The sequence below is a fragment of the Streptomyces sp. NPDC031225 genome (genome assembly GCF_055570355.1).
On record NZ_JBVIHJ010000005.1, the window covers coordinates 350,246 to 374,653 of the forward strand.

At 71.6% G+C, this 24,408-nt stretch carries 22 protein-coding genes; 5 read left to right on the plus strand and 17 right to left on the minus strand.

Going from position 1 to position 24,408, the window contains the following annotated elements; all coding sequences use genetic code 11:
- Nucleotides 1–24 precede the first annotated feature (24 nt).
- From ACZ48Z_RS11250 to ACZ48Z_RS11275, 6 genes are all read right to left on the minus strand, one after another.
- Complete coding sequence (locus ACZ48Z_RS11250) at nucleotides 25–558, minus strand: GNAT family N-acetyltransferase (protein ID WP_468735555.1); 534 nt, start codon at nucleotides 556–558, stop codon at nucleotides 25–27.
- Nucleotides 555–1,139 carry a helix-turn-helix domain-containing protein gene (locus ACZ48Z_RS11255; RefSeq protein WP_468735556.1) on the minus strand — a complete coding sequence of 195 codons (585 nt, stop codon included), beginning with the start codon at nucleotides 1,137–1,139 and terminating at the stop codon, nucleotides 555–557. Before ACZ48Z_RS11255 ends, ACZ48Z_RS11250 begins: the two co-directional genes overlap by 4 nt.
- Before the next feature lie 62 nt (nucleotides 1,140–1,201).
- On the minus strand, nucleotides 1,202–2,104 hold the full coding sequence (locus tag ACZ48Z_RS11260; protein WP_468735557.1) for a LysR family transcriptional regulator: 903 nt from the start codon (nucleotides 2,102–2,104) through the stop codon (nucleotides 1,202–1,204).
- A gap of 48 nt (nucleotides 2,105–2,152) precedes the next feature.
- On the minus strand, nucleotides 2,153–3,346 hold the full coding sequence (locus ACZ48Z_RS11265; RefSeq protein ID WP_468735558.1) for a glycine C-acetyltransferase: 1,194 nt from the start codon (nucleotides 3,344–3,346) through the stop codon (nucleotides 2,153–2,155).
- A gap of 19 nt (nucleotides 3,347–3,365) precedes the next feature.
- Nucleotides 3,366–4,394: an L-threonine 3-dehydrogenase gene (tdh, locus tag ACZ48Z_RS11270; RefSeq protein ID WP_468735559.1), complete on the minus strand. Its 1,029-nt coding sequence runs from the start codon at nucleotides 4,392–4,394 to the stop codon at nucleotides 3,366–3,368.
- 299 nt (nucleotides 4,395–4,693) lie between these two features.
- Nucleotides 4,694–5,623, minus strand: a complete 930-nt coding sequence (locus tag ACZ48Z_RS11275) for a LysR family transcriptional regulator (protein ID WP_468735560.1) — start codon at nucleotides 5,621–5,623, stop codon at nucleotides 4,694–4,696.
- A 116-nt stretch (nucleotides 5,624–5,739) separates the two neighbouring features.
- Between ACZ48Z_RS11275 and ACZ48Z_RS11280 the strand changes: the two genes are divergently transcribed.
- Genes ACZ48Z_RS11280 through ACZ48Z_RS11290 form a run of 3 tightly spaced genes read left to right on the plus strand, consistent with a single transcriptional unit; the run spans nucleotide 5,740 to nucleotide 7,869 of the window.
- On the plus strand, nucleotides 5,740–6,027 hold the full coding sequence (locus tag ACZ48Z_RS11280) for a muconolactone Delta-isomerase family protein (RefSeq protein WP_468735561.1): 288 nt from the start codon (nucleotides 5,740–5,742) through the stop codon (nucleotides 6,025–6,027).
- Nucleotides 6,024–7,247: a YbfB/YjiJ family MFS transporter gene (locus ACZ48Z_RS11285; RefSeq protein ID WP_468735562.1), complete on the plus strand. Its 1,224-nt coding sequence runs from the start codon at nucleotides 6,024–6,026 to the stop codon at nucleotides 7,245–7,247. The genes ACZ48Z_RS11280 and ACZ48Z_RS11285 overlap by 4 nt, the downstream gene beginning before the upstream one ends.
- A 13-nt stretch (nucleotides 7,248–7,260) precedes the next feature.
- Nucleotides 7,261–7,869 (plus strand): GOLPH3/VPS74 family protein, encoded by a 609-nt coding sequence (locus ACZ48Z_RS11290; RefSeq protein WP_468735563.1) that lies wholly within the window; start codon nucleotides 7,261–7,263, stop codon nucleotides 7,867–7,869.
- 636 nt (nucleotides 7,870–8,505) lie between these two features.
- Here the strand turns inward: ACZ48Z_RS11290 and ACZ48Z_RS11295 are convergent.
- From ACZ48Z_RS11295 to ACZ48Z_RS11320, 6 genes are all read right to left on the minus strand, one after another.
- Nucleotides 8,506–9,081: a GAF domain-containing protein gene (locus tag ACZ48Z_RS11295; protein ID WP_468735564.1), complete on the minus strand. Its 576-nt coding sequence runs from the start codon at nucleotides 9,079–9,081 to the stop codon at nucleotides 8,506–8,508.
- A 61-nt stretch (nucleotides 9,082–9,142) separates the two neighbouring features.
- Complete coding sequence (locus tag ACZ48Z_RS11300) at nucleotides 9,143–9,742, minus strand: GTP-binding protein (RefSeq protein ID WP_328752020.1); 600 nt, start codon at nucleotides 9,740–9,742, stop codon at nucleotides 9,143–9,145.
- Entirely contained in the window at nucleotides 9,720–10,091 is a 372-nt protein-coding gene (locus ACZ48Z_RS11305; protein ID WP_328753474.1) for a DUF742 domain-containing protein, read from the minus strand. The genes ACZ48Z_RS11300 and ACZ48Z_RS11305 overlap by 23 nt, the downstream gene beginning before the upstream one ends.
- Nucleotides 10,092–10,093: 2 nt before the next feature.
- Nucleotides 10,094–10,528 carry a roadblock/LC7 domain-containing protein gene (locus tag ACZ48Z_RS11310; protein ID WP_468735565.1) on the minus strand — a complete coding sequence of 145 codons (435 nt, stop codon included), beginning with the start codon at nucleotides 10,526–10,528 and terminating at the stop codon, nucleotides 10,094–10,096.
- Nucleotides 10,529–10,596: 68 nt separating this feature from the next.
- A complete protein-coding gene (locus tag ACZ48Z_RS11315; protein ID WP_468735566.1) occupies nucleotides 10,597–13,290 on the minus strand; it encodes a sensor histidine kinase in 2,694 nt (897 codons plus the stop codon).
- A 1,297-nt stretch (nucleotides 13,291–14,587) separates the two neighbouring features.
- Nucleotides 14,588–15,763 carry an MBL fold metallo-hydrolase gene (locus tag ACZ48Z_RS11320; protein WP_468735567.1) on the minus strand — a complete coding sequence of 392 codons (1,176 nt, stop codon included), beginning with the start codon at nucleotides 15,761–15,763 and terminating at the stop codon, nucleotides 14,588–14,590.
- A 205-nt stretch (nucleotides 15,764–15,968) separates the two neighbouring features.
- On the opposite strand from ACZ48Z_RS11320, the gene ACZ48Z_RS11325 reads away from it, so the two are divergent.
- Together ACZ48Z_RS11325 and ACZ48Z_RS11330 are read left to right on the plus strand one after the other, a co-directional pair.
- A complete protein-coding gene (locus ACZ48Z_RS11325; protein WP_468735568.1) occupies nucleotides 15,969–17,147 on the plus strand; it encodes a glutamate dehydrogenase in 1,179 nt (392 codons plus the stop codon).
- 52 nt (nucleotides 17,148–17,199) lie between these two features.
- Nucleotides 17,200–17,808, plus strand: coding sequence for a TetR/AcrR family transcriptional regulator (locus ACZ48Z_RS11330; RefSeq protein WP_468735569.1), 609 nt, complete (start codon nucleotides 17,200–17,202; stop codon nucleotides 17,806–17,808).
- A 29-nt stretch (nucleotides 17,809–17,837) separates the two neighbouring features.
- On the opposite strand, the gene ACZ48Z_RS11335 is transcribed toward ACZ48Z_RS11330, so the two are convergent.
- The 5 genes from ACZ48Z_RS11335 to ACZ48Z_RS11355 form a co-directional block, all read right to left on the minus strand.
- Nucleotides 17,838–18,623 (minus strand): SGNH/GDSL hydrolase family protein, encoded by a 786-nt coding sequence (locus ACZ48Z_RS11335; RefSeq protein ID WP_468735570.1) that lies wholly within the window; start codon nucleotides 18,621–18,623, stop codon nucleotides 17,838–17,840.
- A 145-nt stretch (nucleotides 18,624–18,768) separates the two neighbouring features.
- Nucleotides 18,769–19,485, minus strand: coding sequence for a DUF6250 domain-containing protein (locus ACZ48Z_RS11340; protein ID WP_468735571.1), 717 nt, complete (start codon nucleotides 19,483–19,485; stop codon nucleotides 18,769–18,771).
- On the minus strand, nucleotides 19,469–20,551 hold the full coding sequence (locus ACZ48Z_RS11345; RefSeq protein WP_468735572.1) for a GDSL-type esterase/lipase family protein: 1,083 nt from the start codon (nucleotides 20,549–20,551) through the stop codon (nucleotides 19,469–19,471). Before ACZ48Z_RS11345 ends, ACZ48Z_RS11340 begins: the two co-directional genes overlap by 17 nt.
- Nucleotides 20,548–23,271 (minus strand): exo-rhamnogalacturonan lyase family protein, encoded by a 2,724-nt coding sequence (locus ACZ48Z_RS11350; RefSeq protein ID WP_468735573.1) that lies wholly within the window; start codon nucleotides 23,269–23,271, stop codon nucleotides 20,548–20,550. Before ACZ48Z_RS11350 ends, ACZ48Z_RS11345 begins: the two co-directional genes overlap by 4 nt.
- Nucleotides 23,272–23,473: 202 nt before the next feature.
- Nucleotides 23,474–24,406: a M23 family metallopeptidase gene (locus tag ACZ48Z_RS11355; protein WP_468735574.1), complete on the minus strand. Its 933-nt coding sequence runs from the start codon at nucleotides 24,404–24,406 to the stop codon at nucleotides 23,474–23,476.
- Nucleotides 24,407–24,408 lie beyond the last annotated feature (2 nt).

A 24,408-nucleotide genomic window follows, 5' to 3' on the forward strand; every position in this document is an offset into this window, starting at 1 on the left:
CACCGTATCCGTCCGCACTGACAATCACCTGGTGGGAGCGGTCGCACCCAGCCGCTTGTAGTACAGCGTCGTCGGCCGCAGCACTCCGGTGGGATCGGCGGCGTAGTCGGGGATGACGCCGGCCCTGGTCCAGCCGGCCGAGCCGTAGAGGCGCTCGGCGGGGCTGTCGGTCTCGGTGTCGAGGTGGAGCAGGGTGATTCCGGACGCGGCTGCGGCCTCTTCCGCGGCGCCGAGGAGCCGGTGCCCGAGACCCCGGCCGCGTGCGTCCCTGTGGACCATCAGCTTGACCAGCTCGGCGCGGTGGCGGGAGTTGGGCTTGTCGGGGTAGGCCAGGGCGACCGTGCCGACCGCGCGGTGACCGTCGTGGGCGACCAGGACGGTCAGATGACCCGCGGCCACCGCAGCCAGGCGCTCCTGCCACCAGGCGACGGCGGTGGACCGGTCCAGGGGTGCGAGGAATCCGATCGAGGCGCCGCCACTCACGGTGTCGATCAGCAGGTCGGCCAACTCGGCTGTCCGGGACGCAAGTTGCTCCTCGTTCAGGCTGGTGACGATCACGGCAGAACCACCGCCAGTACGTACCGCACCGCGTCGGACCCCGGGCACCGGAACCGCGTCGGCCCCCACACGCGCAGCCGTAGACAGTCCCCGGTGCCGAGCTGGTGACGGACGTCCTGGGCGGTGACGTCGAGGGCGCCCTCCAGCACCCAGATGTGCTGTTCCAGACCGGGCACGGGGGGCCGGTCGTAGGCGATGTCGGCGCCGGCGGCGAGGCGCCCCTCGACGAGTTCGCCGCGCAGCCCGGGGTGCGGCGGCGACACGGACCGCCGTACGAAGCCGGAGGCGCGGTCCTCCCACACGGCTTGTTCGGCGGACCGCACCACCATCGCGGGCTCAGCCTCGACCTCGCTGAGCAGATGCGACATGGTGCGCCCGTACACCCCGCACAGCCGGTTCAGAAGCGAGGCGGTGGGGCTGATCTCGGCCCGCTCGGCGCGGGAGAGCGTGGACCTGCTGACCCCGCTGCGTTCCGCCAACTCCCCCAGGGACCAGCCGTGTTCGGTCCGCAGCACGGCGAGCCTGGCGGCCAGCCTGGCGTCGACGGAATCCATTCCGCCGTCGGCTACATCGTGTTTCATATCCGGGATGATATCCCGGATATGAAACACGAGGAGTGAGAGTGAGGGCGATACGCCCGCCCTTACGCCTCCGCCGCCTCGCCCAACGCCTCCAGCACCGGCCGGATCAGCGGATGCGCCTCCGCTCCCCGCCGTACCGCCGCGAACACCCGCCGCGTGGGTGCCGGCCCGTCCACCGGCCGTACGACCACTCCCGCCAGGTCCATCCCCCGCAGCGCCGAGCGCGGCACCAACGCCACTCCCGCGCCCGCCGACGCCAGTGCCACGACCGCGCGGAAGTCGTCCGAGGAGTGCTCCAGACTCGGCTGGAAACCGGCGTTCTCGCAGGCCAGGACCACGACGTCATGGCAGGGGTTGCCCGGGTAGGGCCCGATCCAGGGGTCCTTGGCGAGCTCCGCCAGCGGCACCTCGCCCGCGTCGGCGAGCCGGTGGCTCACCGGCACGACCGCGTCGAAGGGCTCGGCGTACAGCGGCACGTGCGCCAGGCGGGGGTCGTCGGCCGGCGGAGCCCCGCGGTACTCGACCGCGACCGCGACGTCGACCTGCCGGTCCAGGACCATGGGCAGGCTGGCGTCGCCCTCCGCGTCCTGGACGCGGATGTGGATTCCGGGTGCTGTTGTGGCCAGGCGGGCCACCGCGGGCGCCACGACCAGGGCGATGCCGGTCGCGAAGGAGGCGACGGTGACCGTGCCGGCGGCGCCCGAGCTGTACGCGGCCAGCTCGGCCTCCGCCCGCTCCAGCTGGGCGAGGACCGCGTTGGTGTGGCACAGCAGGATCTCACCGGCCGGAGTCAGCCGTACGCCCTTGGCGCCGCGCTCGACGAGGCGGTGCCCCGTCTCCTGTTCCAGAGCGGTGAGCTGCTGGGAGACCGCCGAGGGCGTGAGGTACAGCGCGGCGGCAGCCGCCGTCACCGTGCGGTGGTCGGCCACCGCACGCAGGATGTGGAGCCGCCGCGCTTCGATCATGGATCGATTATCTCAATATGTCCGAGACCGCCGTCAGGTCAGCCCGTGTCAGCTCTTCATCTCCGCCCGGGCCGCCACGAAGGCGTCGACAGCGCGGTTCACGTCGTCCGTGGAGTGCGCCGCCGACAGCTGCACGCGGATCCGCGCCTGCCCCTGCGGCACCACCGGATACGAGAAGCCGATGACGTACACCCCGCGCTCCAGCAGCAGCTCCGCCAGCCGGCCCGCCTCGGAGGCGTCCCCGATCATGACGGGTGCGATGGCGTGATCGCCGGGCAGGACGTCGAAGCCCTCCTCGGCCATACGACGGCGGAACAGGCCGGTGTTCTCGCGCAACCGGATGCGCAGGTCGTCCGCCGACTCCAGGAGGTCGAGCACCTTGAGGGAGGCCGCGGCGATCACCGGGGCGAGCGTGTTCGAGAAGAGGTACGGCCGTGAGCGCTGGCGCAGCAGCGCGACGATCTCGGCGCGGGCGGCGACGTAACCGCCGGAGGCGCCGCCGAGGGCCTTGCCGAGGGTGCCGGTGATGATGTCGACACGGTCCATGACGCCGTGCAGCTCGGGGGTGCCGCGGCCGCCGGGGCCGACGAAGCCGACGGCGTGCGAGTCGTCGACCATGACCATGGCGTCGTAGCGGTCGGCCAGGTCGCAGATCTCGCCGAGGGGCGCCACGTAGCCGTCCATCGAGAAGACCCCGTCGGTGACGATCAGACGTCGGCGGGCGTCCGAAGCGTCCTTCAACTGCCGTTCCAGGTCGGCCAGATCACGGTTGGCGTACCGGAAGCGGCGGGCCTTGGACAGCCGGATGCCGTCGATGATCGACGCGTGGTTCAGGGCGTCGGAGATCACCGCGTCCTCGGGGCCGAGGAGGGTCTCGAAGACACCGCCGTTGGCGTCGAAGCAGGAGGAGTAGAGGATCGTGTCCTCCTGGCCGAGGAAGGCGGCGAGCCGCGCCTCCAGCTCCTTGTGCACCTCCTGGGTGCCGCAGATGAAGCGGACCGAGGCCATGCCGTAGCCCCAGCGGTCCAGGGCCTCGTGTGCGGCGGCGATCACCTCGGGGTGGTCGGCGAGGCCGAGGTAGTTGTTGGCGCAGAAGTTGAGGACCTCACCGGGGCGGCCGCCCGCGGAGACGTTCACGGCCCTGGACTGCGGGGTGTCGATCACCCGCTCGGGCTTGTGCAGGCCGGCGGCGCGGATCTCGTCGAGGGTGGCGCGCAGGTCGTCGCGCACGGAGTCGAACATCATCAGTCCCTAAAGAGGTTCAGTGGGTCCAGTCGAGAATGACCTTGCCGCCGCGGCCACTCGCGGCATCCGCGAACGCCGCCTCGAAGTCGCGGTGGTCATAGCGTCCCGTGATCACGGGAGCGAGGTCGAGGCCGCCCTCCAGGAGGACCGACATGGCATACCAGGTCTCGAACATCTCCCGGCCGTAGATGCCCTTGAGGGTGATCATCGAGGTGACGATCCGGGCCCAGTCGACCGGGAACTCCTCCGCCGGCAGACCGAGCATCGCGATCCGGCCGCCGTGCGTCATGTTGGCGATCATGTCGCGCAGGGCCTCGGGCCGCCCGGACATCTCCAGGCCGATGTCGAAGCCCTCCCGCAGCCCCAACTCCCTTTGCCCGTCCGCGATCCGAGTCTCCGACACATTCAGCGCGAGACTCACACCGACCTTGCGGGCCAGCTCCAGGCGCTCCTCGCTGACGTCGGTGATCACGACGTTGCGGGCACCCGCGTGCCGTGCGACGGCCGCCGCCATCAGGCCGATCGGCCCCGCACCGGTGATCAGCACGTCCTCCCCGACCAGCGGGAAGGACAGCGCGGTGTGCACGGCGTTGCCGAACGGGTCGAAGATCGCGGCGACGTCGAGCTCCACGGGAACCCGGTGCACCCACACGTTGGCGGCGGGCAGGGCGACGTACTCCGCGAAGGCCCCGTCCCGGCCGACGCCCAGCCCGACCGTGGCCCGGCACAGGTGCCGTCGCCCGGCGAGACAGTTGCGGCACTTCCCGCACACGAGGTGCCCCTCGCCGCTCACCCGGTCGCCGATGCCGATCTCCGTGACGTCGCGCCCGGTCTCCACGACCCCGCCGACGAACTCGTGCCCGAGGACGAGCGGGGCGCTGATCGTCCGCCGTGCCCAGCCGTCCCACGACCGGATGTGCAGGTCGGTTCCGCAGATGCCGGTGCGCAGCACCCTGATCAGCACGTCACCGGGCCTGACGGACGGCTCCGGGACGTCCGTGAGCCACAGCCCGGGCTCCGCCTTCTCCTTGACCAGCGCCTTCACGCGACGGCTCCTGTCGGTGCGATCCCGGGCCGCGGGCATGCCGGAAGCAGCCCGCGGCCGGGTGAGGGGTGGAATCGCTCAGCAATCTGCCGTACGAACCCGTCCGGGTCCATCGAGGATTTCTTAAGCGCAGCCACAGCTGGGCTTCACACGGGACGAGCGGCGAGGTGTCGGTACGTCCCGGGCGGGGTCCGGTGGGGTGCGGTGGCGGTTGGCGGAGCGCGCTTTCCGCATCCGGGGCACGCGGCGCGGATCGGTCCTGGTGATCGTTGCCGTGGTCGCGGGGCAGTCGGGCGGGGTCAGTCCGCCAGGGCGTGCGGGTCGTCCTCGGGCAGCCAGGCGTCCGGGGCGTGGATCCCCAGGTCACCCACAGCGTCACGGAGGGCGTCGACGACCGCGAGGACCCCGGCCCGGTCCTCGCTCTCACGGCGGACCAGGGACCAGGTCCAGTAGATCCTCGGCGCGACGACCTCGCGGCGGACCAGATCCGGAGGGAGCGAAGTGGTCTGCCCTTTGGGGCAGTTGAGAACCGGGCGGCTGCTGCGGCGGACGTGGTCGAAGAAGGCAGGTCCGGTGACACCGCCGTCGGAGATCGGCACGGCACGGGATCCGGTGGCCCGCGCCGCTTCTTCGGCGTACTCGTTCCAGGACGCCCAGGCGGTGACGTCGTCGTCGATCAGGACATCGGTGTCGCGGGCCCGGACGTCACCGGTGTCGGCGCCCTTGGCCACGGCGAAGAGCCGGTCCGCACCGATGAGTTCGGCCCGCAGAGCGAGCCGTTTCAGATCCTCGGTCCGTACCCAGCACACGGCCAGGTCCAGGCTTCCGTCGGCGACCCGGGCGGCCTGGGTGTGCGAGGGCGCGACCCATGCGTCGACATGCACCTGCGCCACCGCCGCTGTTCGCGATGTCAGGTCCGGTGGCAGCCAGTTGACGTATCCGACGCGTACCGCCTGCGACCCGGACAGCCGGCTCGCGCGGAGCCGCAGGTCGTCGGCGCGCTCCAACAGGGCGCGGGTGTGCGGGAGCAGGGCGGCACCGGCCGGGGTGAGGGAGACCGAGCGCCGGTCCCGGTCGAACAGCCGCACGCCCAGGTCGCGTTCGAGCGCCTTGATCTGCTGGGAGAGCGAGGGGCCCGCGATGAGCAGCCGCTCGGCGGCCCGGCCGAAGTTCAGCTCCTCGGCGACCGCGACGAAGTACCGCAACTGGCGCAGCTCCACGCCCGCCATGCTACGGGCTGCGAGGCTGCGCCTCTCAGCAGCGAGGCAACCGGTCGTGGCATCGGCGCTGGTGACGGGTCCAGGATGAGGGCATCAGCGGATGCGCTGTCCGAGTGGAGGACATCATGCGGGAGTTCCTGGTCGAGATCACCACCACCGTCCCCGAGGGCACCGGACAGGACGAGGTCGACCGCCGGCGCGCCGCCGAGGCCGTCCGGGCCGCGGAGCTGGCCGACGCGGGGCACCTGGCCCGTCTGTGGCGTCCTGTCGGCGAGCTGCGCAGCATCGGTCTGTGGCGGGCCGCGGACGAGGAGGAGCTTCACGAGAAGGTGCTCGGCACGCTGCCGCTGCGCCCGTGGATGACCCTCACGGTCACCCCGCTGGAGCCCCATCCCAACGATCCCGCCCGATGAGCACTCCGTCGCCGTGGGCGCACGTGGCCCGGGCCGCCGCCGCGCTCGCCGCGGGCATGGGCGTCGGCCGCTTCGTCTACACCCCGATCCTGCCCCTCATGCAGACCCGCGCCGGGCTCTCCGCCGCCGCCGGGGCCGATCTGGCCACCGCCAACTACGCCGGCTACCTCCTCGGAGCGCTCGCGGGCATCCTCGTCCCGGCCCTGGTCCGCTCGCGCACCGTCCTGCGCGGCTCGCTGATCGTGCTCACCGCGACCCTCGCGGGGATGCCCCTCACCCACAGCACGACGGTGTGGGCGGCCCTGCGGCTGGTGGCCGGCGTGGCCAGCGCCCTGGTGTTCGTCGTCGCGGCCGGTTCGCTCCTGCAGCATCCGCGAACTCACCTGCCGCATCTGTCCGGTTGGGCCTTCGGCGGCGTGGGCGCCGGGATCGCGCTGTCCGGTCTGCTGGTCCTCGTGCCGGGCACGGCGTCCGACTGGCGGGCCGCGTGGTGGGCGTCGGCGGCACTGGCCGCGCTGCTCACCGCCGGTGCGTGGACGCTACGGCCGCAGGAAGCCACCTCCGGTCCCGCCGCGAGGGCAGGTGAGCGTACCCACCGCTGGTTCTGGACGCTGTTGGTCGCCTACGCCCTGGAGGGCGCCGGGTACATCGTCGCCGGGACCTTCCTGGTCGTCGCGATCGAGCAGCACTCCCCCGGCCGGGTCGGCGCCGCCGCGTGGGTGCTCGTGGGGCTGGCCGCCGTACCGTCGACGGCGTTGTGGGCCCGGCTGGCGCGCCGCTGGTCGCGTCCCGGTCTGCTGTCGGCCGCCCTGCTGATCCAGGCGGCGGGCATCGCCCTGCCCGCCCTGGTCGGCGGCGTGGTGGCCGCACTGGTCTCCGCGGTGCTGTTCGGCGCCACCTTCCTCGGGATCTGCACCCTCGCCCTGGCCACCGGAAACCAGCTGCGCTTCCCGCGCTCCGTCGCGCTGCTGACCGCCGGGTACTCCGTCGGCCAGCTCCTCGGCCCGCCGGCCGTGGCGCCGCTGCTCCACGACGGCTACCGCTCGGCGCTGTCCCTGGCCGCCCTCATGGTGCTCGCCTCGGCCGCGGCGACCGTCGTCCTCCGGATCGGATTCCCCCATCACATGGTCACGGCGGGCGGATCGCGGAGACAATCGACCAAGGACGCCCGGCCCACGCACCTCGGGCCCGGCGCCCTCGCCCCGCACTCGGCCGACTGACGTGGAGCCGCTCATGACCACCGCACGGGACCTCGCGATCGTCGCTCTGGATGTGCCGCCCGACCGTTCCGTGGAGCAGGGCGACCTGTCGCTCGCGCTCGCGGGGGCCGAGGTCATCGACCTCGTCGAGGCCGAGGCACTCACCCTGGACGGCGACCGGATCGTGCCGGGCCCACAGACGGCCACGGGAGACCGGCTACTGGACGATGCCGCCGCCACGCTCATCCGGCGGGAACCCTACGAGACGGTCGAGGACTGGCTGTGGCGCCGGGGCCGCGAGCTCTCCGCCGCCTACGTCGACGACCTGGAGAAGACCGGACTGGTCACCCGAGAGCACGGCCGCCGGTTCCCGCCCAGGGCGGGACGGACGGTACCGGTCGACTCACCCGCCCGCACCGGCGCCGCAGAACGCCGGACCTCGGGCGAGCCCGTCCTCGCCGCCCTGGCCGCAGCCGCCGGCGTCGACGACAAGGGGCCGGAGTTCGGCGAGGACCGCATCGGCGAGGCGATCACGACCGTGCTGGCCGCCGTCGGAGACGCCGTGATGGAACTGGAGGCGGTACGCCAACGCCGGGCGATCGAGAGCGCCGCGTTCGACAACCTCTGGCGGGGAGGCGTGTGACGGGCGGGTGAGCCGGGTGCGTCGGCGCGGACAAGGGGGCGGGGGCAGGACGCGTCGCATGGCCCCAGGCACGGCGGGCGGTACGTGAACGCGGCCGTGGTCTGCGTCGCGTGAACGCGGGCGTGGTCAGTGGCGGATGGAGGCAGGGCCGGAACGCGTCGCATGGCCGCAGGCACGGCGGGCGGTACGTGAACGCGGGCGTGGTCTGCGTCGCACGGTCGCGGGACCGAAACGCGTCGCACCGCCGCAGGCACGGCGGACGGCGCGTGGACGCGGGCGTGGACACGGGCGTGGTGAGTGGCGCATGGACGCCGTCATGGTCAGCAGGCACGGGTCCAGACATGGCCGACGGCGAACCGACGCGGGCACAGCCGACGGCGCGTGGGCGCGGGTGCGGCCTGCGGCGCGCGGGTGCGGGCTTCGGCGCGCGGATGCGAGCGTGGCAGGCCGCACGTCCACGTGGGGCGCGACCGGCGTCGCGTAAACGCGGCGCAGCCTGCGGCGCAAGGACGCGGACGTGGGCCGCATCGCGTCGGCGCAGGCGGCATGCGGAACGGAGACCAGGCCCGCAGCGCGTGGACCTGGCCACGACAGGCGGCGCGCCGACGCGGGCGGGCCGTAGAGCGTACGGGACGTTCACAGCGGGAGCCCGTCGGCCTCCCCCCGCTCCAGTCGTGCCACGAGTTCCGCCGCCGAGGACTTGATGGTCTCCAGACCGGGCCTCCCCCAGGTCCGCGGCTCCACGTCCGCCACGCACACCGTGCCGAGGACCATCCCCGTGGAGTCGATGAGCGGTGCGCCCAGATAGGAACGGATGCCGAACTCGTCGACGACCGGGTTGCCCGCGAACCGTGGGTAGTCACGGACGTCCTCCAGAGCCAGCGCCTTGCGGCGGACGACCACATGGGGGCAGAACCCATGGTCGCGCTCCATATAGCGGCCCACCTCCGGCTTGGGCTCCCCACTGTCCGCCAGAGGCCTCGCCGCAGGGATCCGCAGACCGGCAAAGAACTGGCGTTGCTCACCGACGAAGTTGACCATCGCGTACGGCGCGCCCGCGTGCTCGGCGAGCCGCCCGGCGAAGGCGTCGAGCGCGGGTTCCGGATGCTCCCCCAGTCCCAGCAGGCGCAGCCGTCGCTCCCGGTCCGGGGCCTCCTTGTCCTCCGGGGTGAGCAGCAGACGACCGGCCGGGCGCGGTGGGTCATAGCTCATGGGCGGATTCCGTCACTGTGGACGTCGGTCATATGCGGCTCCGAGGCGGTGTGTGCGGGGGTCACATGTGGGCGCCATGGCTCGGCGCGGGTGCCGGGCTGTGGGCGATGAGATGTCGTACAAGGGTGAGCAGGGTCTGCACGCCGGAACTCGAGATCCGGGCGTCACAGCGCACGACGGGGATCTCCGGCGAAAGGTCGATCGCGGCGCGGACCTCCTCCGGGTCGTAGCGGTACCCCCCGTCGAACTCGTTGATCGCGACGATGAACCCGAGGCCGCGTTGCTCGAAGAAGTCCACCGCCGCGAAACAGTCCTCCAGTCTGCGGGTGTCGGCGAGGATCACCGCGCCGAGCGCGCCCTCGGAGAGCTCGTCCCACATGAACCAGAACCGCTCCTGTCCGGGCGTGCCGAACAGGTACAGGACGTGTTCCGGGTCGAGGGTGATACGCCCGAAGTCCATGGCCACCGTCGTCTCGACCTTGTTCTCGATACCGTCGAGACTGTCGGTCGCGGCGCTGACCGTGGTGAGCAGTTCCTCCGTGCTGAGGGGGGCGATCTCGCTGACCGCTCCCACGAAGGTCGTCTTGCCGACTCCGAACCCGCCCGCCACAAGGATCTTGAGTGCGGTGGGGAACGGGTCAGAGTTGTCGTCGTAGTCCATCGAGCACTGCCTCCAGAAGAGCCCGGTCAGTCGGGTTGTGGGTGAACTCGGGGGGCTTGGTGGTCAGCGCCCCGCAATCCACCAGGTCGGACAGCAGCACCTTGGTGACCACCGCCGGCAGCTTGAGATGGGCGGCGAGCTCGGCGACCGAGACAGGCGCGCGACACATGTCGAGCGCCTGCGCGTGCTCGGGGCCGAGGTAGCCGAGGGGGGTGGCACCGGTGGCCATCACGTGCGACAGAAGGTCGAGCGCGATGGTGGGCCGGGTGCGGCCGTTGCTGACCGTGAAGGGCCGCACCAGCCGCCCTGCCGCATCGTCGAGCCAGGGCCCGTCGCCGGCCGCCGCCACGCTCAAGGCCTCATCGCCGGGGAATCGACGGCGTGCTGCCGGGGCGCGGTCACCAGGTAGGGGCGGACGCTCTTGACGAGCATCGCCATCTCGTAGCCGAGCACCGCCGCGTCGGCCTCGCGGCCGGCGAGCACGGCAAGGCAGGTGCCGGACCCCGCGGTCGTCACGAACAGCAGCGTCGAGTCGAGTTCGACGACGACCTGGCGTACGTCTCCGCCGTCGCCGAAACGAATGCCCGCGCTGCGGCCGAGGGAGTAGAGGCCGGCGGCCAGGGCAGCCATGTGGTCGGCGCTGTCCGCATCGAGGCCGTGGACCGACTTCACGAGCCCGTCGCAGGACAGGAGGACCGCGCTGCTGGTGTGCGGGACGCGCTGCACGAGGCCGCTCATCAGCCAGTCGAGATCGGATACATGGCCGGTCGGCGCTTCGCTCGCCATGGTGGATCGACTCCTTGAGGTACGAAGGTCTGCGGGAGCGCTGGGGGGTGGGGTGTACGCGGGGGTGGTCATCCGGCGGGTGCGCTCCCGTCGTGCCGGGGGGTGGTGCGGTCGAGGTCGAGACCGTGCACCTCGGATATGTGGGGCCGCTCCATGGGGGTGGCATCTATGGCGGAGGACTCGGTCGTGGGTGTGGGCTCTGTGTGGCTCGCGTCGAGGTCGAAGTCGAAGGAGGCGGAGGGTTTCGGCGACGGGGCGGGGCGGGACTCCAAGAGCCCGAAGGACAGGGAGCCGGTGTCCGTAGGGCTGGTCTCCGTACGTCCGGCGTCCGGGCGGCCGGTGTGGGTACGGCCTGTCCCTGTGGTCGCGCCTGCGGCGCCGCTGCCCATGTAGGTCGTATCCGTGTGCGCCGGACCAGAGGTCGTGGGGTCCGGGTGGGTGGACCCCATGTGTGCGGAGTCCAGGCGGATGGGGTCCATGTGCATTGGGTCCATCTGCATTGGGTCCATGTGGGCGGACGCCGTATGGGCAGCCGAGCCCAGAGCCGAGGAGTCCATGTGTCCGGACGCCATAGGGGCCGAGCCCTGCGCCAGCGGGTCAATGTAGCCGGAGGCCATAGGTGACGGACCCGTATGGTCAGCGTCTGTAAGGTGCGGCACCCCTCGTGACGACACCATGGGCACCATGGGCGTGGCCGGTTCGCCGGAGGTCGGCTCCAGTTGCTGCTGTGTCTCGGCGAGGCTGATGCCGCGCTGGAAGGCCGCCATCAGCCCCGGGTCGTGGTCGGCCAGGTACTCGGTGTCCTGCCTGGGCGCAGGCCCCCCGCGCAGTTGGGGCGCGATGTGTTCCTGGGCGCGGCGCCGGGGCAGTTGGGGCTTGCCCATGGTGCCGCGCACGGTCCCGGTGCGCGGGGTGGGCGGCGTGGTCCGGTGCTCCGCGACCAGCCGCCGGTCGTCGGGCCTGATCCCGGGCATGGCCTCGGCGGGATTGGGCCGCTCCGCACGGGCCCCGCGTACGGGCAGCGGCAGGGGACGCCCGGAACGCGCCCCACTACCGTTCGGCGCGCCACCGCCACCACTCGCCGCCCCCGAACCACCGTTCACGAGAGGCTCACTGGTGCTCGGCGGTGAATCACTGCCGGCAGCCTCGCGCCCACCGCCATGTGAGACAGCCGCATCGCCGTCCAGCAGGTCCCCGATGCCGTTCGCCGACGCACCGACGCGCCCGGACCCGCGTCCGCCCTCGACCGGCGCACGACCGGCGCCACCCGGCCCGCGCCCACTTCCGTTCCTCGGGGGCACGCTGCCGTTGGACACCGCCCCCGGCCCGCTGGCCGAGGCCCCGGCGCCCTGCGCCGGCGGCGCCGCGCTGCCGATGAGGGCCGGCCCCGCACCCCTGGACTCGCGCCGGTTCGGATCGGCCCCGGGACGCGTCTCCGCGGGTGCCCCCCGGTGCCGTGCCTCATGGCCGGCCCCGGGCTGTCCCGGGCGCGTTGCGGGTACGGTCGTCCCGGTCGTCCCGGCAGCGTCCGGCAGTTGCGCCCCGACCGCCCCCGGCGCCGATCCGAGCAACGCCTGCGGCACGACGAGGACCGCCTGCACCCCGCCGTAGATGTTGGTCTGGAGCCGGACATGGATGCCGTGCCGCTTGGCGAGCTGGGAGACCACGAACAGTCCGATACGGCCGTCCGCGAGCAGGCTGGCGACGTTGACCTGATCCGGGTCCGTCAGCAGCGCGTTCATCCGGTGCTGTTCGCCGACGGGCATGCCGAGTCCGCGGTCCTCGACCTCGACGGCGAGCCCGGAGGTCACGAGGTTGGCGCGCAGCAGCACTTGGGTGTGCGGCGCCGAGAACACCGTGGCGTTCTCGACGAGTTCGGCCAGCAGGTGGATGACGTCGGCAACGGCGTGCCCGCGCAGGGTGCCGTCGATCGGGGGCACGAGTTTGACCCGCGAGTACTGCTCGACCTCGGCGATGGCGGAGCGCAGTACCTCCGTCATCGAGACGGGGTTGCTCCACTGCCGACGCGAGACGGCACCGCCGAGGACGGCGAGGTTCTCGGCGTGGCGGCGGATCCGGGTGGCGAGATGGTCGACGTGGAAGAGGCCCTTGAGGAGATCGGGGTCCTCGATCTCGTTCTCCAGCTCGTCGAGGATGGAGATCTCCCGGTGCACCAGCGACTGAAGCCGCCGCGCGAGGTTGACGAAGACCTCCAGCTTCTGTTCGCTGCCGGCCTGGCTGGAGAGCTGGGCGGCCTGGACGACGGCGGTGACGGCCCCGTCGTGGGCCCGGGCCAGGTCGGCGGAGAGCAGGTCGAAGTCGTCGGCGTCGTCGGGCGGACCGCTGCGCGGGCTGCGCCCCGGCGGGACCTCTCCGCGCCGCAGCCCTTCGACGAGTGCCCGCAGATCGACCTCGCGGCGCGCGCTGCTGCGGCGCAGTGCGCCCACGCGGTCGCTCACCGTCCTGGCGGCGCGGTCGGCGGCCACGGCGGCGATCAGGATGCCCGCGAGCGCCACCGAGAACGCGCCGGCCAGGACACCCCACAGGATGAGGCCGGGCTGGGCCCCCGTGGAGCGAACGGTGAACAGGACGGCCGCGCAGCCGCTGAGGGCGACCGCGACCGGTGGGAGCACGGCCAGGCGCAGCAGTTGCGGCCGTATGTGCGTCTCCGGCAGCGAGGTGGCGGGGCGGGCGACCGGCCGCCCGTGTCGCCCGCCCTCGCGGCGGTCTGCTCGTGCGGCCGGTGCACGGAGGTGAGACATCGGTGTCCTTGTACTCGTCCGTCGGTCCTGATGGCCGGAGGGGGCCGGGCTGACGTGCCCGGCCCTGCGGGCTCCGGCGTGCGCTGCCGCGGGCTGTCGGCTGCGTCCGTGCCGGGCGGGTTCCGCCTCGGCGTGATCGTCGGTCACCGGCGCCGCCGGGTTCCCGGCCGCGGTCGGGCAGGAGGAGGTCCCATGGCGTCGACTCCCTCCTCCGGTTCGCGGCTCCGCGCCGTGGGCGTGGGGCGTACGTCATTGCGGTGCCGGTCGGAAGAACCGAAATCTTCGGCCCTCTGTTGCCCGGCGGACACTCACAGTAGTCGCCAACGCATCATGTGCGGTGGGCAGTTGACAAAGTCCCTCGAAGCGCTTCCCACTCTGGTATGAGGCTTCGCACGACAGACCGACAAGCCGACCGGACAGGCACCCTCGAACGAGTGAATACCGATCAGGCCTGGTCAGAAGCGGTCATGAACAAGCGACGGGAGTACCGGACGTCCAGGCGTCCCGCTCGTTCAGCCAGTCGCTTCCGCACATACGGCAACACGACAGGCCCATGAATGACCGCTCGAAGCGTTGGCCCGAGCCTTCCCGAATGTCACTGAGCGTGTCGGACCTCGTCGTAACCAAGCCACGGCACGACTCCCGCTCCGGCGAGGACAATCGACGCGTCCGTCCACGCGACATCACGCAGCCGGGGAGATCGCATGACGAAGTCGCCCACCGGTCACGAACTGACGTTCTGCGCATGGAGGGCCCAGCAAAGCACCGCGTTCCGTCATCGACGGCCACGGGGGGGGTACACGCAGCCACCGGCAGCGGCGGCAGCACTATTCGGCCCGGACCGCACCCGCCACTCGCCCACTCGGGAGCAACACCCCAGCTGACGCCCAGCGGTGACCTACGCGCCCCCGCGACCCGGGCAAGTGCCTCTCGGAGCCGAAGAGTTCACGCACCGTCGAGCAGCACCCACAGACCGGGCGGCCCGACAATTCAGGGCCCCGCGCAATCCGACCGCCGAGGCCGCCCCACCCCCCGACACGGACTAGGCGGCACCTCCCGCCAGGACACCGCCACCCCCGACCGACCGTCCACGACCGACAGACCGTCCACCACCGAACCCGACACCACGGCATCCACGGCGCGCACCCCGCCTGCGCGCCGACCGCAGACCCACCCGGTCAAGCACCCGCGGACCGGCAGGACCGCTAGGCCCGGCATGGGCGGCGCTCCAGAACCCACCCCGCCGGGCCACTCCCACTCCCGCACCCGCACCCGCACCCGCACCCGCAGAACGAAGTCAGTGCTCGACCACAGCCTCCGCCTCCTCCGCCACCGTCGGCAGGGCGTCCCACCCGCCGGCCGGCACCTTCGCCACTCCCCGCCACCAGGGATCGACCGCCGGCACCGCCCCCGGCTCGAACGGCTCCCCCGGTCGAGGCGTGGCCATGGCGACCCCGGCCTTGTGGGACAGCAACATCGTCTGCTCCGCGGGCTCGACCCAAGGATGGTGCGCGAGATTGAACGTCCCCCAGTGGATCGGCAACAGCACCCCCTGCGCCGCGTCCCCGCCCTGAAGATCCAGGTGAGACCGCAGGGCCTCTTCGGGCGTCATGTGGATGTCCGGCCAGAACTCGGAGTAGGCGCCGAGCTGGATCATCGTGGCGTCGAAGGGCCCGAAGGACGCACCGATGTCCTTGAACCCGTCGAAATACCCGGTGTCACCGCTGTGATACACCCGGTGCTCCCCGCTGGAGACGACCCAGGACGCCCACAGCGTGTGCTGGGTGTTCCGCAGGCCCCGGCCGCAGAAGTGCCGTGCCGGTGTGGCGGTGAGCGTCAGTCCGGCGACCCGGGTCGACTCGTGCCAGTCCAGCTCACGCACCCTGTCCGCGGGGACCCCCCAGTGTTCGAGATGGGCTCCCACCCCGAGCGGCACGGCGAAGACGGTGTCCGTCCCGGCCAGTTCCTTGATCGACGGCATGTCCAGATGGTCGTAGTGATCGTGGGAGATGACGACCACGTCGACCGGCCCGAGCGCGGCGAGCGGGAGCGGCACGGGGTGCAGCCGCTTGGGCCCGGCGAAGGGGAACGGGGAGCACCGCTCACCCCATACCGGGTCGAACAGCACCCGCCGCCCGTCGATCTCCGCGAGCACGCTGGCGTGTCCCATCCAGGTGAGCCGCAGCCCGGTGACGGGCGGCTTGGAGAGGTCGGCGAGAGTCGTTGCGTGCACCGGGATCCGGCCTTCGGGGGCCCTGCGGGGCCGGCTGTCGCCATCGAAGAAGACCTTGGCGAAATCCAGCAGCCCGTCGGGCCGGATCCGCGCGGGGGTCCCACCGGGGTTCTGGAAGACACCGTCCTTGAAGTGGGGGGATCTGCGGATACGCGCCATGCGCTCACCGCTCGGATCCGCGCCGAAGGCCGCGGGCTGCAGCGCGCGGAGCCCGGAGCTCAGGGAACGGAAACCGGTCACGGTACCTCCAGATGGAATTGCTGAGGCATCCATTATGGTCCGCCCCTCCGACAATGCCGGGGTCTGTCCGGTCACGGGTCCACACGGAGCCACACGGGTTCACACAGGTAAGGACGCCGCAGGAGCGGATCACGTTGACAGGGCGCACGCCGATGCCAATACTGACCCCCCGTTCAGTAGCCGCCCGTCCACCCCCGGAGCCCGCGTGACCATCCCCTTGCTGTCGCTGACCTGGACCGACCACGTCTCCGGGCGCCAGGGCTTCCTCGTGGTCGACCGGCTGGTGCGGGGCGTCGCCAGCGGCGGTCTGCGGATGCGCCCGGGCTGCACGCTGGAGGAGGTCACCGGGCTCGCCCGTGGCATGACCATGAAAGAGGCGCTGCACTACGACCCCGAGGCCCGTTACGTCCCGCTGGGCGGCGCGAAGGGCGGCATCGACTGCGACCCCCGCGACCCCGAGGCGTACGGCGTCCTCGTGCGCTACCTGCGCGCCGTGCGGCCGTACATCGAGAGCTTCTGGACGACCGGCGAGGACCTCGGTCTCAGCCAGGACCTGGTGGAACGGGCGGCCGCGGAGACCGGCCTCGTCTCCTCGATCCAGGCGGTCTACCCCCTGCTCGACGACGAGGCCACGGCCCGGCAGCGGCTCGCGGACGCGTTCGCCGTCGAGGTGGACGGCATCGGGCTGGGCGAACTGGCGGGCGGCTGCGGGGTGGCCGAGTCGCTGCTGGCGGCCCTGGACCGGGCCGGAGTGCCGTACGAGGGCACGCGCGTGGCCGTACAGGGCCTCGGCACCATGGGCGGCGCCACCGCGCGCTTCCTCACGCGCGCGGGGCTCACCGTGGTGGCCGTCGCCGACATCAAGGGCACGGTCTTCAACCCCTCGGGACTCGACGTCGAGACGCTGCTCGCCGCCAGGGACCCCTACGGCACCGTGGACCGCGCGGCCCTGCGTCCCACCGACCGCGAACTGCCCGGCGAGGCCTGGCTGTCACTCGACGCGGAGGTACTGGTCCCCGCGGCGGTCTCGTACACGATCGACTCCGCCAACCAGGCGCGGATCCGGGCACGTTGGATCGTCGAGGCGGCCAACATGCCGGTCCTGCCCGCCGCGGAGACGCTGCTGGCCGCGCGCGGGGTCACCGTACTGCCGGACGTGGTCGTCAACTCCGCGACGAACGCCTGGTGGTGGTGGACCCTGTTCGGTGACATCGGCGCCGACGCGGACGAGGCGTTCGCGCACGTACGGCGTTCCATGCGGGCCCTCGTCGAGCAGCTGCTGGCCCGCGCGGAGGCGGACGGCACCTCACCGCGCGCCGCGGCCCACGCGCTGGTCGCGGACCGGTTGCCGGTGATCGCGGAGCGGTTCGGCCGGTACCGCTGACCTCGTCCGCCGCCGAGCGGTGCCACTCTCGGTGACGGAATAGGGTGACCTTGTGGCAAGAGTGAGGTTGACGGTCGCCGAGCGGCGCGAGGAGCTGCTGCGGGCCGCCATGGAGCAGATCGAGGCGCGGGGCGTGGCGGCCGTCAGGATCGCCGATGTGGCCTCGGCGCTCGGAGTGAGCAACGCCCTGGTGCTCTATCACTTCTCGACCAAGGAGAAGCTGGTCGCCGCCGCGTTCACCTATGCCGCCGAGGAGGACCTGGCCCATCTGCGCAAGCTGCTGGGCCGCCGCACCAGCGCACTGCGCCGGCTGCGGGCGGCCGTACGCTGGTACGCCCCGACGGGCCAGGCCAAGGGCTGGCGTCTGTGGATCGAGGGCTGGGCGGTGGCGCTGCGCGAACCGGCACTGCAGGAGGTCACCAGGGACCTCGACAGGCGCTGGAAGGCGGCGCTCGCAGAGGTGATCGCCGAGGGCGTCGCCGCAGGCGAGTTCCACTGCCCCGACCCCGAGGCCACGGCTCTGCGCCTCACCGCTCTCCTGGACGGGCTGGCGGTCCAACTGACGTCCTACGCGGGGGCGGTGCCCCGCAGCCGGGCCCAGAAGTGGGTGGACGAGGCGCTGGCCCGGGAACTGGGCCTGGAGGCGGCGCCGACGTCGTAGCCGCGTCCGGCCGCAGTCCCCGCGTGTCCTCAGGCCACCGAAGCGATCCGGGTCTTGATGTCGTCCGGCGACAGCACACCCTTGGCCGTCACATGGTCCCCGGAGGACTCCCCCCGAAGCCGGCGTCCGATCCACGGCACCAGGTAGTCGCGCGCCCAGTGCACGTCGTCCCGCCGGACATCCAGCGATCCCCGCGGCGGCAGCGGCGGCCACGCCTGGTCCGGGTCCGCGGGCACCTCCAGCCCCAGCACCTGACCCGCGCGAAGCGCCACACGCGTGTGGCCCTCCGGAGAGAGGTGCAACCGGTCGCCGTCCCAGGCCCGTCGGTCCTGGACGGTCTTCAGGGACCACAGGTCGAGGACCGGGCAGCCGTAGCGGTCGGCGACGGCCCGCACATGCCCGTTGTACGTGGCGATCTTGCCGCGCAGATGCTTGAGCACGGGCACGCCACGGGTGTCGAAGCCGGTCGTCACCATGACGGTGCCGCACGCCGCGGTGAGCCGGGCGATCGCCCGCTCGAAGCGCTCGGCGACCTCGTCGGGGTCGGTGCCGGGCCGGATGATGTCGTTGCCGCCCGCGCAGAACGACACCAGGTCCGGTGCCAGTTCCACGGCCTGCGGAAGCTGGTCCTCGACGATCTGGTCGAGCAGCTTCCCGCGCACGGCGAGATTGCTGTACCTGAAGTCGCCTTCGGGCCGCCGGTCCGCGAGAAGTACCGCGAACCGGTCGGCCCAGCCGACGAACGCCCCGTCGGGGCCGGGGTCGCCGACGCCCTCGGTGAAGCTGTCCCCCAGCGCCACGTACGACCCGATCACTGATCTGCTGTCATTCTTCGAATCGTCTGCCACAACAGTTCATGATTCACCTTCGAATGTGACCTACGCGACCGTAGGAAGCACTTGACGGGCGGTGAGATAAGCCACTTCTAAAGTGTTCGCCAAACCTGGAATAGGTCGCTCATCAGGAATGTTCATGATGCGACCGCCACACCCGGAAGTCGTTGATCCGGAAATGGCTCCAGGTGGTCCGGAACGCGAAGTGGCCGCTCGTGTAGGGCTCCGGGTCGGTGTAGTCGAAGACGAGCCGCCCGTTGTTCCACCACTGCACCGTGGCACCGTCGGAGACGATCCGCACCCGGTTCGGCCGGTTGGCGACGAGCAGCGGCTCGGTGTAGTCGTAGATCAGCGGCCGCACTCCGGCCTCTCCGACGTAACGGCGCAGCCGGGTCGTGGTGTTGTAGTTCGCGCCGTAGCCGGAGTAGTACGTCTTCAGGTAGTCGTACTCGGCGAGCGTCCCGCCCCTGTGGGTGGCGAAGAGGTCGTCCGGGGAGCGGACGTCGACGGCGTTCCAGAAGTTGTTGAGGTCGGAGACCCGGTCGTTGACCCCGCCCGCGGAGACGGGGGTGGCGGTGTACTCGATGACGTACGGGCCTTCGAGCCGCTTCCTGAACCAGATGGTCGCGCCCGCGGGTACGTCGACCTCCAGGGTCCCGCGCTTCGCGGTGACGCTGCCGCCCTGCTCCAGTTCGACGGCCCACTGGCCGAGGCCGTGGCGGAAGTCGTCGTGGGCGATGAGACGGCGGTGGCGGGGCGAGGCGTTCGCGGTGGCCGCGGGGGCGAGGGCGGCCAGGGCGGCACCGGCGGCGAGGGCTCCGAAGGCTCTACGCGTGGTCGTCACTGGAGACTGTTCCTTCCGGGGTGGTGGTCACGGGCTTCTTCGAGATGAGGTCGATCAGTCGCTCGGCCGCCTTGCGGTGGCCCTGGGCGCTCGGGTGGACGGTGCCGTTGAAGTCGCCCTGCGCCGCGTCGAGCCAGCCGGTCGTGTCGACGAACTCGATGCGCGGATCGGCGAGTTCGGCGACGACAGCCGCGATGTCGACTGCATGGGTGCCGTCGAAGGGGCGCAGGGCGAGAATGCGGGCGTGCGGCGCGGCGGCCCGGAGCCGGGTCAGAAGCGCACGGTAGGCGGCCTTGAACTCGGCCGACCCGGACGCGGCGTCGTTGGTGCCCTGGTTCACCACGATCGCGTCGGCCCGGCGGTCCGAATCCGCCCTGGAACCGGCGTAGTTCCACCCGTAGGCGTCCGCCGCCGCGGGCACTCCCCCGTTGCCGGTCCGGATCACGCCCTGCCGCCCGAACCCGACCTGGGTGAGTGAGGCGTGCAGGGCGTCGGCGACCAGGGTGGGGTAGGCGGCCGTACCGTCCGCGCAGTCGGAGGTGTTCACGTCGCACAGGGCCATGACGCCTTGGGTGATCGAGTCGCCGTAGAACGCCAACTGAGTTTTCTGCACACGATGTTGAGACAGCAGATGGCCACGGATGCCGGTCAGCACCACCCCGGTCTCCAGTGGCGGGATCCACCGGTTCGCCCGCGAGAAGACATCCTTGACGGAGATCTCGACGGAGTGGGGACCACGGCCGGCCGCCCTGATCTCCAGGTCGGGCCGGCCGACGGCGTACACCTCCTTGGGGCCGCCGTCGACCGACACGTAGATCTGCGCGGGCACGGTGATCGACGAGACGTCGAAGAGGGCGTGGACGGCCGGGCCGGTGAAGCGGAAGCGCAGCCTGGAACCGGAGTTGACGGTGACGGCCGCCTCGGCGGTCCGGCCCCAGTGGCCCTCGTAGGCGATACGGCCGTCGTCGGGACGCACGACGTTGTCGCCACCGGAGGCGACGGCGGGTGGCACCGCGCCGACGAGCAGCCCGACCAGGGTCGCCGCGGTCAGGAGTGTGCGTCTCATGATGGGATCCGGTCTCCGATCAGGGCCAGGTTCTGGATCGCGGCGAGGGCCCACTGGGCGGAGGAGTTGGTGGAGATCCAGGGGATCTCCTTCGTGGTCCGCAGGACCGCCGGGGTCTTGATCGTGACGGGGTTCCAGTCGTTGGACGGGAAGTAGGTGTCGTTACCGGTGAAGAACTCGTTCCACGCGCGCGTGGCGAGAGCCGGATCGTTCTTGCGCTGAGCCGCGTACGCGGTGATGCGCGAGTGCGCGGCGGGCAGGGCCGACTTCCAGGTGGAGCCGGTGAGTTGCTTCTTCTGGGCGTCGGTGGCGTTGTAGTACTGCGCGTAGTTCAGCCAGGCCGCGCGGAACTCCGGTTCCTCGTCGCCCAGCAGCGAGACGATCTCGCTGTTGGTCTCGACGAGCCCGAAGACGGCGCTGAGATGCGAGACGTTGACGGCCGTGTCGGTCGTCACGGCGAACTTGCCGGTGTCGGCGTCGAGGAGACCCGTTCCCGTGAAGAAGCCGTTGGGCTGAGCGGCGATCGTCCGCAGGGAGTTGACGAGTTTCGCCTTCGCCTCGGCCGCGCCCGGGCCGCCCCGCTCCCATTCCGTGAGCCAGGCCGCCGACACCCCGCCCCAGTCGGTGCCGAAGCCCACCGACAGGGCGTGCCGGTCGCCGGGCTCGTAACCGTCGGTGCGGACCTTGCGTTGCGGGTCCACCTCCAGGAACGTCAGCTCCACGTCGACGAGTTCGCTCAGCAGGTCGCCGGTGCGTTCGTCGCCTGTGAGGAAGTAGAAGAAGCGGCGGTTGGCGGCCGTGGAGATGCGGACCTGCTTGGCGCTGTCCGCCCAGTGCTGCACGCCGTGGCGGGTGCCGAGGCCCGCCCACTTGCCCAGGTGGTAGACGTCGACCTCACCGGTGTGCCGGGTCATCGCCTCCGCGAACCGGAACGCCTCGGCGGAGCCGGTGCGCAGGAAGTGGTACCAGAGCCAGAGGTCGGTGCCCAACTCGGAGTTGTCCCAGGCGAATCCGCCGACGTCGTAGCGCCAGACGTGCCGGTCGTTGTCGTAGGTGTGCTGGACGTCGCCGTAGTCGAGGAAGCCGTACCAGCGGCGCTCCTCGCGCTGGTCGCGGTAGTAGGCGAACAGGTCGTCGAGGTGGTCCTCGATCGCCGCGCGGGCTTTCGAGGAGCGGTCCACGGGCGTCCAGTCGCCGAACACGCCTGCGGAGCGCAGCCGTTGGGGCGAGGCCGCCAGCAGTGGAGGAGCGGCCACCGCCTTCGCCTGAGCCGCCAGAGCGGCGGCGGAGGGGGTCTTCTCCAGGGCCCAGAAGGTCAGTTCACTGGTCCGGGCGATGCCGTACGGGGTGCCGAAACCGGGCTCGTAGTCCTCGTACGTGATCTCCAGACCGCCGTCGGACTGCTCCTCGTAGGTGTCCTGACCGAGGCCGTCGTGGTAGAAGCGCAGGTCGAGGGGCTGGGCCTCGGGCGAGTAGAGCCAGAGGGTGACCTCGGCGGCGTCGGAGGCCGCACCGCGGACGTCCAGCTGGGTGGGGTGGCGCTGCCAGAAGTCCCTGAGGCCGAAGGAGAGTCCGCCGCTCGCGCCGCCGACGTATCCGAAGCCGCCCGCGCGCTGTCCGGCCGCGGCCGTGATCCAGCCGTACCCGGCCTTCGTCCGCTTGCGCACGTGGTAGCCGTCGGCGGTCGGCTGGGTCAGCGTGTAGTCGCCCCACCGCGGGATGTACGCCAGCCGGCTCGCCACCCGGGTGTCCCAGGTGGCGGTGTCCGGCAGTCTCTCGCCCGCGATCTGCGCGGCCCGCACCGCGGCGCCCGGGTCGCGGCGCAGCCCGGTGACGCCCTGGACGGCCTCGCTGAACAGTCCGCCGCCCGAGTCGGCGAACCGCACATGGCGGTCGTACGGCTGGTCGCTCAGCGGCACGGTGAAGCGGACACCGAGCCCGCGCAGGAAGTCCCCCTGGTCGGACCCGGGCCGCTGCTCGCCGTCCCAGACGAAGGTGTGCACCAGGCGGAAGGATTCCGCGCCGGCGGAGAACGCGAACCGCAGCACGAAGGGCAGCCAGGCCCGGCCGCCGTGCCGGTGCCGGCCCTCGACCCGGATCACGGCACGGACGGGCCCCTCCTGCTCGACTGCGATCTTCTCGATCCGGCCCGCGAAACCGTCGAGGTCCGTGCCCTCACGCACGGACTTCTGCCGCAGGGCGACCAGCCGCCCGTCCCTGGCGATCTCGGTCGTACCGCGCCTGATGCTGCGCACGACGGTGTCGGAGCCCTTGGTCTCGAAGACGGCGGTGATCACGCCGGTCGACACCTCGATACGGCCGCCTCTCCGGCCCACCTCGACGCGGTGCCCGGGGGCGGCCGGGCTGCCCGCGCTCAGTACGTAACGGTCGGCCTTCGGCGCGTCGGGCGCTATCGCGTGCGCGGTCCACTTCACCGAACCGTCTGGCCAGTAGCCGGTGACCCAGCTCTGGACCGGGACCTCGTCGCCGCCGGAGGTCGCGAGCCGGAACGGCTGCTCCGGGCGGTGGGTGCCACGCGCCCAGGGCACGCCCCAGGTGGCACCGGCGTGGACGTCGGGGGCCGAACCCTCCAGCCAGTGGAGTTCGGTGGCGTCGCCGTCCGCCGCTGTGGCGGCGTGGGACACGGCCCAGGAGAACTGGGTGAGGGCTGCCGCAGCTGCGGCGCCCTTGAACACGGTGCGTCGGTCGACGCCGGACACTGTGACCTCCGAAGGCCTTAGAAAGCGCTTGCACAGCTACGGAGTTCACTCTGTCCCCACCCTCCCTCACCTGTCGACGCTCCGAGCACGTCTGCCACACGACCGCAATGAAGTGATCATGAACGCGCAAGGACACTCAGCAGGGAACACCGAAGGCCGGACCCGGGGATCGGGGTCCGGCCTTCGGTGGCACAGGGGGGCGTCAGCCGACGGCGACGCCCTTCGAGCGGAGGTAGGAGACCGGGTCCACGTCCGAGCCGTAGTCCGGCGTGGTGCGGATCTCGAAGTGCAGGTGCGGGCCGGTGACGTTGCCGGTCGCGCCGGAGAGGCCGATCTGCTGACCCTCGGTCACGGTCTGGCCGGCCGAGACGGAGAGCTGGGACAGGTGGGCGTACTGGGCGTAGTAACCGTCGTTCAGCTTGATGACGACCTGGTTGCCGTAGGCGCCGCCCCAGCCGGCGGAGACGACCGTGCCCGCGGCCACGGCCTTCAGCGAGGTTCCGGTCGGGACGACGAAGTCGACGCCGGTGTGGTAACCGCTGGACCACATGGCGCCCGCCACGCGGTAACCGGTACCGATGGTGGCACCCGTCACCGGCAGGGTGTAGCCGCTGGAGCCGGTGGTGTCGGAGCTCTGGGTGGCGGCCGTCGCGTTCGACGACTTCGACGCGGACTTCTCGGCCTTCGAGGAGGCCGAGGAAGAGGAGGCGGAGGAGCCGGTCTTCGCCGTGCTCGTCACGCTCCTCTTGCCGATCGAGAGCTTGAGACCGGGGTGGATGAGCGAGGGGTCGTCGCCGACCGCCTGGCGGTTGTCGGCGTATAGCTTCTTCCAGCCGCCGGTGACGTTCTGCTCGTCGGCGATCTTCGAGAGATAGTCACCGGTCCGCACCGAATAGGTGCGCACGGTCGCGGCCTTCTTCTTCGCGGCCGCCTTTTCGGCGGTCTTCTCAACGGCCTTCTGCGTCACCGGAAGCGACTGAACGGCCTTTTCCGACACCGACTGCGAGGTGGCGGCGTGGGCACCGGTGGCCCCCATGAGCGGGAGGGCGAGTGCGGCACCCCCGGTTCCGGCGACGGCTATCGAGCGGGTGAAGCGCTGGGGCTTCGGACGGCGGTGCTTACCCTTCGCGGGCATGG

Coding starts and splice junctions, on each gene's coding strand:
- ACZ48Z_RS11255 (WP_468735556.1), bottom strand. CDS start 1,139: ATGAAACACGATGTAGCCGACGGCGGAATGGATTCCGTCGACGCCAGG.
- ACZ48Z_RS11260 (WP_468735557.1), bottom strand. CDS start 2,104: ATGATCGAAGCGCGGCGGCTCCACATCCTGCGTGCGGTGGCCGACCAC.
- ACZ48Z_RS11265 (WP_468735558.1), bottom strand. CDS start 3,346: ATGTTCGACTCCGTGCGCGACGACCTGCGCGCCACCCTCGACGAGATC.
- ACZ48Z_RS11275 (WP_468735560.1), bottom strand. CDS start 5,623: ATGGCGGGCGTGGAGCTGCGCCAGTTGCGGTACTTCGTCGCGGTCGCC.
- ACZ48Z_RS11280 (WP_468735561.1), top strand. CDS start 5,740: ATGCGGGAGTTCCTGGTCGAGATCACCACCACCGTCCCCGAGGGCACC.
- ACZ48Z_RS11285 (WP_468735562.1), top strand. CDS start 6,024: ATGAGCACTCCGTCGCCGTGGGCGCACGTGGCCCGGGCCGCCGCCGCG.
- ACZ48Z_RS11290 (WP_468735563.1), top strand. CDS start 7,261: ATGACCACCGCACGGGACCTCGCGATCGTCGCTCTGGATGTGCCGCCC.
- ACZ48Z_RS11295 (WP_468735564.1), bottom strand. CDS start 9,081: ATGAGCTATGACCCACCGCGCCCGGCCGGTCGTCTGCTGCTCACCCCG.
- ACZ48Z_RS11300 (WP_328752020.1), bottom strand. CDS start 9,742: ATGGACTACGACGACAACTCTGACCCGTTCCCCACCGCACTCAAGATC.
- ACZ48Z_RS11310 (WP_468735565.1), bottom strand. CDS start 10,528: ATGGCGAGCGAAGCGCCGACCGGCCATGTATCCGATCTCGACTGGCTG.
- ACZ48Z_RS11315 (WP_468735566.1), bottom strand. CDS start 13,290: ATGTCTCACCTCCGTGCACCGGCCGCACGAGCAGACCGCCGCGAGGGC.
- ACZ48Z_RS11345 (WP_468735572.1), bottom strand. CDS start 20,551: ATGAGACGCACACTCCTGACCGCGGCGACCCTGGTCGGGCTGCTCGTC.
- ACZ48Z_RS11355 (WP_468735574.1), bottom strand. CDS start 24,406: ATGCCCGCGAAGGGTAAGCACCGCCGTCCGAAGCCCCAGCGCTTCACC.